This window comes from Amycolatopsis sp. WGS_07, from assembly GCF_045278895.1.
Classification (GTDB): Bacteria; Actinomycetota; Actinomycetes; order Mycobacteriales; family Pseudonocardiaceae; genus Amycolatopsis.
In genome coordinates this window covers 2,858,302-2,872,174 of the sequence record NZ_CP136053.1, presented here as the reverse complement: position 1 = coordinate 2,872,174, position 13,873 = coordinate 2,858,302, and the positions used below count along the sequence as shown (strand labels likewise).

Annotated in this window: 13 protein-coding genes and 2 tRNA genes; 3 read left to right on the top strand and 12 right to left on the bottom strand. The window is 67.6% G+C overall.

Annotation, left to right across the window (positions count from 1 at the left end; all coding sequences use genetic code 11):
• Nucleotides 1-34: 34 nt before the first annotated feature.
• Nucleotides 35-844: an LLM class flavin-dependent oxidoreductase gene (locus tag RPX00_RS13445; RefSeq protein ID WP_406639854.1), complete on the bottom strand. Its 810-nt coding sequence runs from the start codon at nucleotides 842-844 to the stop codon at nucleotides 35-37.
• An 86-nt stretch (nucleotides 845-930) separates the two neighbouring features.
• Here RPX00_RS13445 and RPX00_RS13440 point away from each other — a divergent pair, with 86 nt between their 5' ends.
• Nucleotides 931-1,404 (top strand): MarR family winged helix-turn-helix transcriptional regulator, encoded by a 474-nt coding sequence (locus RPX00_RS13440; protein ID WP_406639853.1) that lies wholly within the window; start codon nucleotides 931-933, stop codon nucleotides 1,402-1,404.
• Between the two features lie 39 nt (nucleotides 1,405-1,443).
• Nucleotides 1,444-2,490 (top strand): ankyrin repeat domain-containing protein, encoded by a 1,047-nt coding sequence (locus RPX00_RS13435; protein ID WP_406639852.1) that lies wholly within the window; start codon nucleotides 1,444-1,446, stop codon nucleotides 2,488-2,490.
• Here the strand turns inward: RPX00_RS13435 and RPX00_RS13430 are convergent.
• Nucleotides 2,487-3,119, bottom strand: a complete 633-nt coding sequence (locus tag RPX00_RS13430) for a hypothetical protein (RefSeq protein ID WP_406639851.1) — start codon at nucleotides 3,117-3,119, stop codon at nucleotides 2,487-2,489. The two genes, RPX00_RS13435 and RPX00_RS13430, sit on opposite strands and share 4 nt — an antisense overlap.
• A gap of 72 nt (nucleotides 3,120-3,191) precedes the next feature.
• On the opposite strand from RPX00_RS13430, the gene RPX00_RS13425 reads away from it, so the two are divergent.
• On the top strand, nucleotides 3,192-3,632 hold the full coding sequence (locus RPX00_RS13425) for an ester cyclase (RefSeq protein ID WP_406639850.1): 441 nt from the start codon (nucleotides 3,192-3,194) through the stop codon (nucleotides 3,630-3,632).
• Nucleotides 3,633-3,636: 4 nt separating this feature from the next.
• Here RPX00_RS13425 and RPX00_RS13420 read toward each other — a convergent pair whose 3' ends face one another.
• The 10 genes from RPX00_RS13420 to gyrB form a co-directional block, all read right to left on the bottom strand.
• A complete protein-coding gene (locus tag RPX00_RS13420; RefSeq protein ID WP_406639849.1) occupies nucleotides 3,637-4,263 on the bottom strand; it encodes a hypothetical protein in 627 nt (208 codons plus the stop codon).
• Between the two features lie 107 nt (nucleotides 4,264-4,370).
• Nucleotides 4,371-5,513, bottom strand: a complete 1,143-nt coding sequence (locus tag RPX00_RS13415; RefSeq protein WP_406639848.1) for a GDSL-type esterase/lipase family protein — start codon at nucleotides 5,511-5,513, stop codon at nucleotides 4,371-4,373.
• Nucleotides 5,514-5,755: 242 nt separating this feature from the next.
• Nucleotides 5,756-5,828, bottom strand: a tRNA-Ala gene (locus RPX00_RS13410).
• 29 nt (nucleotides 5,829-5,857) lie between these two features.
• Nucleotides 5,858-6,028, bottom strand: coding sequence for a DLW-39 family protein (locus RPX00_RS13405; protein WP_020663676.1), 171 nt, complete (start codon nucleotides 6,026-6,028; stop codon nucleotides 5,858-5,860).
• Between the two features lie 152 nt (nucleotides 6,029-6,180).
• Nucleotides 6,181-6,951: a phosphotransferase gene (locus tag RPX00_RS13400; RefSeq protein WP_406639847.1), complete on the bottom strand. Its 771-nt coding sequence runs from the start codon at nucleotides 6,949-6,951 to the stop codon at nucleotides 6,181-6,183.
• The gene (locus RPX00_RS13395) at nucleotides 6,948-8,345 is read right to left on the bottom strand and encodes a hypothetical protein (RefSeq protein ID WP_406639846.1); all 1,398 of its coding nucleotides are present in this window, start codon (nucleotides 8,343-8,345) and stop codon (nucleotides 6,948-6,950) included. The genes RPX00_RS13400 and RPX00_RS13395 overlap by 4 nt, the downstream gene beginning before the upstream one ends.
• 91 nt (nucleotides 8,346-8,436) lie before the next feature.
• Nucleotides 8,437-8,510 (bottom strand) — tRNA-Ile (locus RPX00_RS13390).
• Nucleotides 8,511-8,560: 50 nt separating this feature from the next.
• Nucleotides 8,561-9,208, bottom strand: coding sequence for a DUF3566 domain-containing protein (locus RPX00_RS13385; protein ID WP_406639844.1), 648 nt, complete (start codon nucleotides 9,206-9,208; stop codon nucleotides 8,561-8,563).
• Between the two features lie 35 nt (nucleotides 9,209-9,243).
• The gene (gene gyrA, locus RPX00_RS13380) at nucleotides 9,244-11,841 is read right to left on the bottom strand and encodes a DNA gyrase subunit A (protein WP_406639843.1); all 2,598 of its coding nucleotides are present in this window, start codon (nucleotides 11,839-11,841) and stop codon (nucleotides 9,244-9,246) included.
• Between the two features lie 50 nt (nucleotides 11,842-11,891).
• Entirely contained in the window at nucleotides 11,892-13,859 is a 1,968-nt protein-coding gene (gene gyrB / locus RPX00_RS13375) for a DNA topoisomerase (ATP-hydrolyzing) subunit B (protein ID WP_406639842.1), read from the bottom strand.
• Nucleotides 13,860-13,873: the final 14 nt, after the last annotated feature.

Here is a 13,873-nt window from a genome sequence, read left to right as displayed (position 1 = left end):
GCGGCATCGGTGATGTCCCCGATAATCCCCCAGCTCAGATGACCTCGGCCAGCCGGGCAACCTCATCCACATCATCAGTAACCGGCACGAAAACCAGCTCATCCGCCCCCAGCTCAGCAAATTCCGCAACCGACCTCCGCACCATCTCCGGAGACACGCACGGCACCACATTGTCCGCGACCTCCTTCGGAGCCAGCCGATAGAAGTCCCGCACATTCGCCAGCCCAGCGTCAACATCGCCCAACACGAAGTAAGCCAACGAAACCAGCCGCGGCTCCCCGGACCGGCCACCGTCCCGCCAAGCACGCTTCGCCGCTTCAAACCGAGGCGCAGTAGCCGCCACCGACCCCGAACCGGCGATATAGCCCGTCCCCCAACGCACCATCCGCTGCAAGGCCCGGTCGGTGTAGCCGCCAAACAACATCGGCACCTGCCGAGCCCCAGCCGGTACGGCCGCGTTCTCCCCAACCGGCTTACCGCTCCACACTTCGCGGTAAACCTCCAGGTCAGCGTCAAACCGCGCCCCACGCCCACGCGCCCCCAGCCCCGGCACGGTGAACTCTTCCTCCCGGAGCCCCGCCCCAACCCCGAACGTCAGGCGATGCCCGGAAACCCCGTCGATGCTCGCGATTTCCTTGGCCAGCAACGCCGCCGGCCAGGTCGGCGCGAGCAAAACGCCACTGAGCAGCCCGATCCGCGACGTCGCCCCAGCCGCGGCCGCCAGCGAAACCGTGTCGCTCACCCCCGGATACGCGTACCGGCCGATCGTCGCCAGCGTGGAAAACTCCGCTTCCTCCGCCCGAGCCGCCCACCGCGGCACGACCGAGGGGTCGACGTCGCGCACTTGATTCGGAAGTCCTATGCCAATTCGCGCCAGATTGTCCTCTCGATGCTGTTGCCCTACCCGGCCGTGAATGACAGCATGCTGTCATGTCCGACAAGCTAGCGATACGACAGCATGCTGTCAAGAAGGCCTGCGACGCCTACAACGACCTCATGGACGAGGTCATCCGGCTCTCCGACGTCCTGGAGGCAGTCGGCAACGGCATCGCCCGCCCCACCGGATTGAGCGTCGCGCGGTACCAGGTGCTGGCCGCGGTCGAAGCGGAACCCGCCCCGGTCGCCGCCATCGCCTCCCAGCTGGGACACACGAGGCAAAGCGTCCAACGCGTCGCCGACCTCCTCGTCGACGACGACCTGGCCCGCTACCGCCCGAACCCCGCGCACCAACGCGCCAAACTGCTCGAAGCCACCCCGACCGGCCTCACCGCCCTGCACCGAATGCAAGCGGCATACGACGATCTGGCCCTGCGCACGACCGACGGCCTGGACCTGGAACGTCTCGACCTGGCCCGGCAGACGCTCATCGAACTACAGCACCGTCTGCGCTCCGAACTGCCCTAAGCTGGCTTCGCCGGATGCCAGGCCGAGGAGAAACCCGCGATGCGCAAGCGAAAGACGCTGCCGAAGAACTTCGACGAGATGCTGACGTCCGCCTCGCTCGCCGAACTCCAAGCCGTCTTCCAACGCACGGAACTGGACGCGCGCGGTGGCTACAGCAAGCACACGGCAATCGGCTACCTCGACTGCCCGGACGACCTCATCGTCTGGCTAGCCGGCCAAGGCCTAGACGTGGACGCCGCCGACGAGTACGGCGAGACTCCACTGTGGACACGAGCTGCGAGAGGCGACGCCGCACAGATCCCGCTGCTGCTTTCCCTCGGCGCTGACCTCGAACGACCGCGCCGCCACGGCGGCACCCCGCTGCACGGCGCGGCCAGCAATCAGCAGCCGACGACTGTGCGAGTACTGATCGAAAACGGCGCGAACGTCCACGCCACGAGCGACGGCGAAACTCCGTTGCTGTGCGGACTCCGGGAGACCACGAACATCGGAATCGCCGGGATGGCCGAAACTGCCGCCCTTCTCCTCGACGCCGGCGCGGCCGTGCCCGACGAGGCGCGAGAACAGGTACGCCGGATCGGCGCCAGCTTCGAGTTCCACCGCACGAACTTCAACCCCGACTACCTCGACGAGGCCGACGCCGGACTGCGCAAGCTGTATCAATTGTTCGACGCCGAACCGGTCCCGCGGCGGCTGATGCACGACGGCACCTCCCCGATCGCGGTTCCCGACGGCCCCTGGCAGAAGCAGCACGGACAGCTGTGGGAACTGCTCGTACCGTCCTCGGGCGCGGCGGAAACCGTGCAGGGAGAAGTGATCCGCCTGTCCGGAAAGATCGCTCGCGAGATCCTCGACAACGGCAGCGTCAACTGGGATCGCACCTTCCGCACGATGACCGACGCGCTCCCCGGCTACTTCGCGTCCGGCACCCCGCTGCCCGAGCTTCCGGAAGCGCAACTCCTCGCCAAGCGCATCCGCTCCGGCAACGGTGACGACGAACTGGATCGGCTGTCCGAACTCGCCGTCACGTGGGTCCGGCTCAACCCGAACCCCATTCCGTTGGCTCCGCCCGAATACGACCGCTAGCCCGACAACGCCGCGGCTAACTGGCTGGCCAGCCACCGTTCATAAGCCGCTGGCGTCCAACCGCAACGCTGGACAAGCCGGTCGTACGCCTCGGGCGCGGTCAGGGTCCAGACCGCATCGACCGCTTCGTCGAAATCCCGCGACGCCAGGTGCCCGCGTTCGGCGATACCGCGCAGGCTGTGCGTGTTCCCGTTCCGGCGTTCGGTGTCGATGGTCGCCACGAACGCCTCCAGCACCGGGTCGCCGCCGGGACCGTGCGCGACCAGCACCCCGAGCAACGGCCCGACCCGGTCATAGATCGTCCTGCTCCAGGCGGCATACGCGGCCGCGTAAGACGGCACGTCCGCCGCGTCGGCCACCCGCCGGAACTCGGGACGCTCGCTCATCGGCGTCTGTTCCTCGTCGCCGGCGAGCATGACGTCGTACACCGCCTTGATGACCTCGGCCTTCCCGCCGACGGAGTTGTACACCGTCTGCGGGCTGACCCCGGCCGCTTTAGCCAGCCCGGTGATCGTCATTCCGGCATAGCCTCCGCCGCCGAGCAGCAGGCCACGCGCCGTCCGCACGATGTGCGCGCGCGTGGCCTGCGCCTTCTCCTCCCGCTGCGGGGCGCTGTACTGCCTTGCCACAGCCCTCCCAATCCGTTAGATTCTCATTCCACTGGATTTGGCTTCCAGTGAACTCCCGAGAGGAGCCTAGCCGTGAACAACCCCGCACGCACCGCCGCCCTGGCCGTCTTCGACGCGATCAACACCGGAGAGCTGGCCGTCCTGGACACCCTGGTCACCGAGGATTTCGTCGACCACGGATCGCCGTTCCCGCTGCCGCCCGGTCCCGCCGGCTACCGGCAGATCCTCACCTTCGTGCACCACGTGCTGCACGTCAGATACACCATCGAAGACATCTTCGACACCGACGACCGCGTCGTTATCCGCGCAACAGCAACCGGAATCGGAGTCGACGCGATTCACGGCGAGGGCGCCGAAGGCAAGCCCTACCGGATGATCACCACGCACATTTACCGCACCGAAGGCCCTTTGCTCGCCGAACACTGGGGCGTCCGAGACGAACTCGCCGCCCGCATCCAACTCGGCACCCTCGCAGCGCCCGACCCCGCCGCCTTCGCCCCGCAAGGAATCTAAACTGTCAGGCCGGTTCCGGCGAAAGACTGCGCACCATCCGGTACCGCCGGAACCCGCTGCCCCGCACGCCCGGAAATTCCTGCACCTTCCGCCACTCGGCAGACACCCCGACCGTCCCTTGGCCAGACCGCGCCAACGCGTCGCGATGCGATTGCTCGTCGACCCACTCCGCGTAGTTGAGCACCCGCGTCCCGTCGGTGCTGACATGGAAGTGCCCGGATATCCCGCCCGGAACCGGCTTGTCCTCGCTGGCCAACGCCCCGAACACGGTGTCCACCCACCGCCGCTGCCGCTGCGCGTCGGCACCGTCGAACTCGACACTCACCACCACAACGCACCCCGGAATCGCCGAATTCTCCCGCATTCCGCTGCGGTACAACCGATACTCAACCGGCTCGCCGCCAGAAACCCGACGCACCAGCTCAGGGTCGGCCGCACCCTCCGCCCACTGGGTGTAGACCAGCGACGCGTCGGTACTGGCCAACGCGTTGAACGAGATCAGCCCCGCGGGCCACGGCTCTTTTTCCAGCCGAGCAAGCACCTCCGCCGCTCCGTCGGTCGTCTCGGCGACCAGTACCGCGCCGACGTCCGTGCGTGCGAAATCAGGCCGCACCACCTGGTTGACAGTCATTCGGTGTCCCTTCGAGATCAGTGCTGACTCTCGAAGGGTGAAACTTCAAGGGAAGATGAAGTCAAGGCAGCTGGCTCAGCGGCACGATCGTGTCCTCCCGTCGCGCGTCAGGAGAGCAGTTGGGCAAGGGCGTCGATCATGGCCTGGGCCAGGCGCTTGGAGCCGTTGATGCTGGGGTGGGTGTCGTCGGGGGCAGCGTATTCGGGCTGAAGACGGCTCGGATCGGTCGGCGAGCTGATCGCCGCGTCGAAGTCCAAACAGGTGTGCTCCGAGGACCGAATCCACTCGTTCAGTTCTTGCCGGAGTTCCTCGCGAGCCGCGTCGCCACGCAGCTCCGGGCCGAGCGGGGTGACCGTGGCGAGTGCCACGGTGATCCCGGCCGCTTCGGCGCGGCGGATGAGTTGCTGGTAGCCGTCGATGAGCTGGTCGAGGGTGGGCATCTCCTCGATCGAGGTGACGTGCCCGGGCAAGCCCCAGTCGTTGCTGTTGTAGGCGATAACGAGATGCGTGGCACCCGCGGTGCCGAGCACGTCGTCGTCGAACCGAGTCAATCCGGCCAGGCCCCAGGACGGGGTCTTGGCTGGGGCGTCGAGGCGAACGCGGTTGCCGGGGATGCCGCGATTGACGATCGCGATGCGGGAGCTGGCGGGCAGGAGCCCGGCGGCGTATTGCGGCCAACCCATCGCGGTGCTGGACGCGCCGAAGGCCACGATGACAGCGCGCGGCTCGGCTCCGGCGACCTCGACGGTGCGCAGGAACGGGCCGCCGGCAGGCAGCGACCAATCCGTCTCGCGGGAGGCCTCGACGGGCTTCGGCGCCGACGGATGCGCTCCGGCGAAGTCTCCGGGCAGGGAACGGTCGAAGCGAAACCCGCCGGCCGTCGCGTAGGGCGTGGGCTCGGGCAGATAGAGGTCGACGAGGACATCGTCGGCGTGTCCGACGGTCAGCTCGACCGGGTCGGTCCACCGGGACCCGCCGGCCGGAATCTCGATCGTGGACTGCCCGTTGAAGGCGGCCTCGACGAAGCGGTCGCCGACGCCGATCGCGGCACGTCCGATGCGGACGGGGCCGTCTGCGTAGCGGTTGCTGAGTTCCACGCGGATGTGACTGCCGCCGATGCTGGCGGGCACGGTCATCCGCACGGTGACGTCGTCGAAGCCAGGCTCGTCATCCTCGCCGCGGTGGTCCGAAACGGCCTGGCCCCACGCCGGGACCCAGCCCAGCCTGTGCCCGTCGATGGAGCGGGTCAAGCCGCCCGGTCTTGCCCCAACGATCGTCGCTGGTGTCGTCATGATGATTGCCCCCGACTCGATACGCGATCTGGAACGGCGTACCAACCAGCTTGGTACGCCGTTCCAGGCGTGTCAAACGGGCCGTTCCAAGCGGAGGGGACACGAAGGGGGCACGGGCGGGAAAACAGCCGCCTGAGACGACGAAGGCCAGGCCCAGCGGTAAGCCGCTGACCTGGCCTTTTGTCACGTCTCTTGCTGGGTGGACCTGAGGGGAATCGAACCCCTGACCCCCGCCTTGCAAAGGCGGTGCTCTACCAATTGAGCTACAGGCCCGGTGCGGACCGAGGTCCGCTAAGTGTGCGTCAGTTGCGCGACGCGTCCGCGGCCTTGGCCGGCGCGCTGCCGTTCGCCGACGGGGCGGCAGGCGTGGTGGCTTCCCGCCACAGGTCGGCCTCGGCCTTGGCCGCCTTGTTCCGCTTGACGACGAACAGGACGCCGCCCGCGACGACCGCGAGTGCCAACAGCTTCTTCACCTGAAGCCCCCTTCTGAGTGCTTGCGCTACCCCACGATGCTACCGGACCCGCCGCACGGCCGGTCCGCCGGTTCCGTTCCACGTGGAACACCGGGGGAATATCCGGAGTGCTCGGTCCGTTGAACCGCATGGCCACCGCGGCCACGTAACACTCAGCCCTGCCGGTCCTTCTCTTCCCGGCAGGGCTGACTCGTCTCCGCCAGCCGGGCGCGGGTGCCCGCGAGACCGGATTCGACCAGGTCAGGCCGGTCGTTCTCCAGTCCGTACGTCACCTCGTACCACGGGCCCAGCTGGTTCCACGCCCACGCCCGGCGACGCAGTTCCGGCGTGACCTCGTACTCCGCCGAGAACGCCGCGACACACTCCGCCGAGGTCCAGAACAGCAGCCACGCCAGGTCCCGCGCCGGATCGCCGATCGACACGTCGGTCCAGTCGATCACCCCGCTCAGCCGGCCGTCCTCCTTGAGCAGGTGCTCCGGCCCGAGATCGGCATGGATCACGGTGTCCGCTGGATAATCCCGGACTTCCGCCAGCAACGCCCGGCCACGATCCGCGAGCGGGCCGAGCAACGGCGGGACGGCATCCAGCTCCAGGACCTCTGGCTCGGCACCGAGTTCACGCGCCTTAGCCGCGTCCACGCCGTGCAACGCGCGGAGGAACCGACCGAGCACCCGACCGTCCACAGAGGTCAGTTCGCCCGGCTCGCCCGGCACCACTTCATGCCGCACCACCAACGGATTTTCCCGCCACACCAACGGAATCGGCACCGTTAACGGCAGCTGCGGGGCCAGCCACGGCAACACCCGCGTCTCCCGCAGCAACCACGCGCGCACCTCGTCCCGTTTAGGCCGCCGCTCGACCCATCGCCCGTCGACCAGCGTTGCGACGCTGTCCCAACCCTCGCCCAGCTCGACGACACTCATACCGAACGCCCAGCAGCGAACTCGATCTCCGAAACCTGGTGGCTGCCAAGGGAAAGTGTGCCGAGCAAGTCCGAGATCCGGTGCCACTGCGCGTCCGTCGGCAGGACATACATCGGCAGCACCAGTCGGTCCCAAGCCTCCGGCAACTCCAGATCGGCAATCACCTGCTCCCATCCGCCGAGACTGCGGTGCAGCCACCATCCCCGGCGCTGCAGTACCGGATCCGCGGAATCCTTCAGCACAGCCAAATCCGCCACCGACCACAGCTGCGGACTGCTGCTGAGCACTTCCCCCGCCAAGCGAGCCACCCGCGAGTCATCGCACGTCATTTCCCTCAACAAAAACGAAGTCTCCGAAGCGAGAGCCTTGCCGCGAAGCAACGACAACCCGATCTTCTTCAACGGCAAGTCCGCACCCTGCGCAAGCTCAACGATCTCCGCCCGGTCAAGCTGAGCCCCGGTCTCCGCGAGCCCGACGTACGCGCGAGCCCGCACCACCGACCCGGCGGCGGAACGCGCGACCGCGGCATAAACCACGACCGGATCCCGCCCCATTTCCTGCCAGCGCCGCCGAGCCCACGCGCGCACCAGCACCGACCGGTCGACCAAAAGCCGTTCCACGTCAACCGGATCGAGCTGCGCCGCGGTCAGCTTCACCAACCCCAGCACCCGACTCTCCGCGGACCGCCCGCGTAGCAACGCCTCGACAATCACCTCCGGCGTCGCCCCCTCGGCGATCACCCGGATCAACTGCCGCCGAACAACCTGGTCCCGTTCCCGAGGCAGCAACCGGACCGCATCCGCCACGCCAAGCAACCCAGACTCGAAGCCGCGCCGGAACGCACTCCGCCGCACTTCCAGATCTTCGGAATCACGCAAGCACGCCCACACCGACGCCTCGTCGTGCGCCTCGACCAGCACCCGCAGATAACGCGCGAAAACCTCGGAGCCCCAGCCGCGCCCGACGATCCGCTGCAGCAACGGCACAATCTGCTGAGCCTGCTCCAACGCCGTACGCCGCAACACCTCTCGCTCAGCCAGCTCGCGGATGACCGGGACGTGGTCGCTGACCCGAACCGCCAACGCCCGATCGCTCACCGCGCCCGCCATGCCGCACAACTCACGAACCGCCCGCTCCCGCAGGTGCCCGTCCTGGTGCATCGAAGCCAACGCCGCGACAACCGGCACGGCGTCCGTCAGCCACCAGTCCTTCGCCTGACCCAACGCCGGTTCCTCGAAGCGGAACTGACGGGAGTAGTAGTCGATCCGCAGCATCTCGCGCGCAGTCGCTGAGGCAAGCCAGTCCGCCGTCTCGGCCAGGCCAGCCTCGTCATCCCGCCGCGCGGCGACCGCGCCGCGGTTCAGGTGGTGCCGGATCTCCCCCGGGGTTTGCATGCGGTTGATTCTGGCGACCGCACCACCGGTCAGTCATCCGAAATACCGGAAGGCCGGTCCGCAGTATCTGCGAACCGGCCTTCCGGAAATGTGGGCCCACCAGGACTTGAACCTGGGACCTCTTCGTTATCAGCGAAGCGCTCTAACCGCCTGAGCTATGGGCCCGTCGAACGAGGAGTACTCTACCGGACCCCTCATCCGCCCCCGCAACCGGGTTACTCCCGTTCGGACAGCGTGACTTCCAGCCCGCCCGCGAGGTCCGCCGACACGTTGTAAATGAACGCGCTCACCGTGGCCAGCGCGGACACCAGCACGATGTTGATCGCCCCGAGAATGGCCGCGATGCCGAACACGCGACCGGCGCTGATCAGCGGTTCCGCGGACGCGTTCGCGCCCTCGCCGCCGACCAGGGACGAGTACGTGCCGTTCAGCTTGTCCCACACGCCCATGCCGTCGAGCACGGTGTACAGCACGCCGACCGCGACCAGCCACACGAAGAACATCGCGACCCCGAGCACCAGTGCCAGCTTCAGCACCGACCACGGGTCGAACCGCTTGATCTGCAGGCTGGCCCGGCGAGGGCCCCGGCCGGGACGGCGCAGCGCGCTCGGCGTCGGCCGGGTGCGACCGGCGGGCGGCACCTCGGCCGCGGGCGGTGCCTCGCCTCCGAAGAGACGGGGCGCCGCCGTGCCGGTCACCGGGTAGTCGTTCTCGGCAGGCGCCTGTTCCGGAGCCGCGGTGGGCACGTCCTCGGTCGCGATCCGCGCCGTGGCCATGGCATCGGAGTCGCCGCCGCCGTCCTTGGCGGTGCGCTGCCAGGGCGGGTTGGCCGACGCGTCGTCGGCCTTGTCGGATGGTGCCACGTTGAGTCAGTCCTTACCCGTGCGTGGGGCGCCGATCACTGCTCCGGCGCCGTGCCGTCTTCTGCTGTGGGCTCCTCTGGCGAAGCACCGGTCTCTTCCTCGGTAACCGTCTCCGCGACCTCCGAAACCTCGTCGACGGAGTCGGCGGAGTCCTCGCCACCATTGGCGACGTCCGAACCCTCGTCCGCGTTGCGTGCGACCGCGAGAAGAGTGGTTCCGTCACCCAGGTTCATCAGCCGAACGCCCTTGGTCTGCCTGCCCGCCTTGCGCACGTCCCGCGCCGGCGTGCGGATGACCCCGCCGCTGGACGTGATGGCGAACAGCTCGTCGTCCTCGTCGACGATGAGTGCCCCCACCAGCCTGCCACGTTTGCTGTCGTGCTGAATGGTGAGCACGCCCTTGCCGCCGCGGCCCTGTACCGGATAGTCCTCGATCGGCGTCCGCTTCGCATACGCGCCGTCCGTGGCGACCAGCAGGAACTTGTCCGGTTTGACCACGCTGATGCCGAGCAGTTCGTCACCCTCGTTGAACCGCATGCCCAGCACGCCCGAGGTCGGGCGGCCCATCGGGCGCAGCGCCTCGTCGGTGGCGTGGAAGCGGATCGACTGGCCGCCCGCGGACACCAGCAGCAGGTCGTCCTCGGCCGCGGCCAGCACCGCGCCCATCAGCTCGTCGCCCTCGCGCAGGTTGATCGCGATGAGCCCGCCCGCGCGGTTGGAATCGAAGTCGGTGAGCTTCGTCTTCTTCACCAGACCGCGCTGCGTGGCGAGCACCAGATACGGCGCGACCTCGTAGTTCGGGATCTCGATGACCTGGGCGATCTGCTCGTCCGGCTGGAACGCGAGCAGGTTCGCCACGTGCTGGCCGCGCGCGTTGCGGTTGGCCTCGGGCAGGTCGTAGGCCTTCGCCCGGTATACCCGGCCCTTGTTCGTGAAGAACAGGATCCAGTCGTGCGTGGAGCACACGAAGAAGTGCTGGACGATGTCGTCCTGTTTCAGCGTCGCGCCCTGCACGCCCTTGCCGCCGCGTTTCTGCGACCGGTACAGATCGGTTTTCGTCCGCTTGGCGTAGCCCGTGCGGGTGATGGTGACGACGACGTCTTCCTGCGCGATCAGATCCTCGACCGACACGTCGCCGTCGAACGGGATGATCTGGGTGCGCCGGTCGTCGCCGTACTTGTCGACGATCTCCATCAGCTCGTCGCGGATGATCGCGCGCTGCCGCTCGGGCTTCGCGAGGATGTCCTTGAGGTCGGCGATCTCCAGCTCGATCTCGGCCAGGGTGTCGATGATCCGCTGCCGCTCCAGGGCGGCCAGCCGGCGCAGCTGCATGTCCAGGATCGCGGTCGCCTGGATCTCGTCGATCTCGAGCAGTTCCATCAGGCCCGGCCGGGCCTCGTCCGCCGAGGGCGACCGCCGGATCAAGGCGATGACCTCGTCCAGCATGTCGAGCGCCTTGACCAGGCCGCGCAGGATGTGGGCCCGTTCCTCGGCCTTGCGCAGCCGGAACCGGGTGCGCCGCACGATGACGTCGACCTGGTGCTTCACGTAGTGCCGGATGATCTGGTCGATCCGCAGCGTGCGCGGCACGCCGTCGACCAGCGCCAGCATGTTGACGCCGAAGTTCTGCTGCAGCTGGGTGTGCTTGAACAGGTTGTTCAGCACCACCTTCGCCACCGCGTCGCGCTTGATCGTGACGACGATCCGCATGCCCGAGCGGCTGTTGGACTCGTCGGCGATGTCGGAGATCCCGGTGATCTTCCCGTCGCGGACCAGGTGCGCGATGTTCTCGACCAGGTTGTCCGGGTTGACCTGGTACGGCAGCTCGGACACGACCAGGATGGTGCGGCCCTTCGCGTCCTCCTCGACCTCGACGACCGCGCGCATCCGGATCGACCCGCGACCGGTGCGGTAGGCGTCCTCGATGCCGGAGGTGCCCAGGATCATCGCCTTGGTCGGGAAGTCCGGCCCCTTGATCCGCACCAGCAGCGCGGCGAGCAGCTCGTCGTCGGTCGCGTCGGGGTTCTCCAGCGCCCACACGACGCCGTCGGACACCTCGCGCAGGTTGTGCGGCGGGATGTTCGTCGCCATCCCGACCGCGATCCCGGAACCGCCGTTGACCAGCAGGTTCGGGAACCGCGACGGCAGCACGTCCGGTTCCTGCGTGCGACCGTCGTAGTTGTCGGAAAAGTCGACGGTCTCTTCTTCGATGTCCGCCAGCATCTGCATCGCCAGCGGCGCGAGGCGCGACTCGGTGTACCGCATGGCGGCGGCCGGGTCGTTGCCCGCCGAACCGAAGTTGCCCTGTCCGTCGATCAGCGGGTACCGCAGCGACCACGGCTGGGCGAGCCGGACGAGCGCGTCGTAGATCGCCGAGTCGCCGTGCGGGTGGTAGTTGCCCATGACGTCGCCGACGACGCGGGAGCACTTGTTGTACCCGCGGTCCGGGCGGAACCCGGAGTCGAACATCGAGTACAGGATCCGGCGGGCGACCGGCTTGAGGCCGTCGCGCACGTCCGGCAGCGCGCGCGACACGATGACGCTCATCGCGTAGTCGATGTAGGAGCGCTGCATCTCGTGCTGGATGTCGACCGGTTCGATCCGGTCGTGTTCCGGCGGCAAGGTTTCCGTCATGAGGTCCTTCTCAGTGAGCAGTCCTGGGGAAGCGGATTAGCAGGGGACGCCTACACGTCCAGGAAGCGCACGTCCTTGGCGTTGCGCGTGATGAACGAACGGCGGGCTTCCACGTCCTCGCCCATCAGCACGGAGAACAGCTCGTCGGCCTGTGCCGCGTCGTCGAGGGTGACCTGCCCGAGCAGCCGGTTCGCCGGGTCCATCGTGGTCTCCCACAGCTCCTCGGCGTTCATCTCGCCGAGACCCTTGTACCGCTGGATCGCGTCGTCCTTCGGAAGACGGCGGCCCGCCTCGACGCCGGCCTGGATGACCGCGTCGCGTTCCTTGTCCGAGTACGCGTACTCCGGCTCCGACCGCGGCCACTTGATCTTGTACAGCGGCGGCCGCGACAGGAACACGTGGCCGTGCTCGATCAGCGGCGTCATGAACCGGAACAGCAGGGTGAGCAGCAGCGTGGTGATGTGCTGGCCGTCGACGTCGGCGTCGGCCATCAGCACGATCTTGTGATACCGCAGCTTCGAGATGTCGAAATCGTCGTGGATCCCGGTGCCGAGCGCGGTGATCAGCGACTGGACCTCGGTGTTCTTGAGGACTCGGTCGATGCGGGCCTTCTCGACGTTGATGATCTTGCCGCGGATCGGCAGGATCGCCTGGTACATCGAGTCGCGGCCTTCCTTGGCCGAACCGCCCGCCGAATCGCCCTCCACGATGTACAGCTCGCACTCGCCGGGGTCGTTCGAACGGCAGTCCTTGAGCTTGCCGGGAAGCCCGCCGATCTCCAGCGCGCCCTTGCGCCGCACCAGATCGCGCGCCTTGCGGGCGGCGAGCCGGGCCTGCGCCGACGAGATCGACTTGTTGATGATCGTCTTGGCTTCGCTCGGGTTGCGCTCGAACCAGTCGCCGAGCCATTCGTTCGACTGCTGCTGCACGAACGTCTTGGCCTCGCTGTTGCCCAGCTTGGTCTTCGTCTGGCCCTCGAACTGCGGTTCGGACAGCTTGATCGACACGATCGCGGCGAGCCCCTCGCGCACGTCGTCGCCGGTCAGGTTCGCGTCCTTCTCCTTGAGCAGCTTCTTGTCGCGCGCGTACGCGTTGACCACGCGGGTGAGCGCGGCGCGGAAGCCCTCTTCGTGCGTGCCGCCCTCGTGCGTGTTGATCGTGTTGGCGAAGGTGTACACCGACGGCGTGAACCCGGTGTTCCACTGCATCGCGACCTCGACCTCGAGGCCGGAGCCCTTGGCGTCGAAGGAGATGACGCTCTCGTGGATCGGGTCCTTGCTGCCGTTGATGTGCTTGACGAAGTCCTCGAGCCCGCCCGGGTAGCAGTAGACGACTTCCTTGACCCGCGCCTGCTTGCCCGCGGCGTCCTCTTCGGTCTCCTCGTCGGCGACGCGCTCGTCGCGCAGCGACAGGGTGAGGCCCTTGTTGAGGAACGCCATCTCCTGCAGCCGGCGCGAGATGGTCTCGAAGTTGTAGGTGGTGGTCTCGAAGATGCTGCCGTCGGCCCAGAACGTGATCGTGGTGCCGGTGTCGGTGGCCGGGCCGAGGTCCTCGAGCGGACCGGGGACCTGGTTCGTGTACTCCTGGCGCCAGCTGCGGCCGTTCACCTTGATCTCGGCGAGCAGCTTCGTCGACAGCGCGTTCACCACCGAGACGCCGACGCCGTGCAGACCGCCGGACACCGCGTAGGAGTCGCTGTCGAACTTGCCGCCCGCGTGCAGGATGGTGAGCACGACCTCGAGGGTCGGCTTCTTCTCCTTCGGGTGCATGTCGACCGGGATGCCGCGGCCGTCGTCGACTACCCGTACCCCGCCGTCGGCGAGGAGAGTAACCTCGACCTTGGTGGCGTACCCCGCCATCGCCTCGTCCACGGAGTTGTCCACCACCTCCTGGACCAGGTGGTGGAGACCGCGCTCACCGGTGGAACCGATGTACATGCCGGGGCGCTTGCGAACCGCTTCGAGGCCTTCGAGCACGGTGATGGACGACGCGTTGTACTCGCTTTTGTTCTCGGTCACCGGCGTTGTTTCTC

Coding starts and splice junctions, on each gene's coding strand:
- RPX00_RS13440 (WP_406639853.1), top strand. CDS start 931: ATGTCCGACAAGCTAGCGATACGACAGCATGCTGTCAAGAAGGCCTGC.
- RPX00_RS13435 (WP_406639852.1), top strand. CDS start 1,444: ATGCGCAAGCGAAAGACGCTGCCGAAGAACTTCGACGAGATGCTGACG.
- RPX00_RS13420 (WP_406639849.1), bottom strand. CDS start 4,263: ATGACTGTCAACCAGGTGGTGCGGCCTGATTTCGCACGCACGGACGTC.
- RPX00_RS13400 (WP_406639847.1), bottom strand. CDS start 6,951: ATGAGTGTCGTCGAGCTGGGCGAGGGTTGGGACAGCGTCGCAACGCTG.
- RPX00_RS13395 (WP_406639846.1), bottom strand. CDS start 8,345: ATGCAAACCCCGGGGGAGATCCGGCACCACCTGAACCGCGGCGCGGTC.
- gyrA (WP_406639843.1), bottom strand. CDS start 11,841: ATGACGGAAACCTTGCCGCCGGAACACGACCGGATCGAACCGGTCGAC.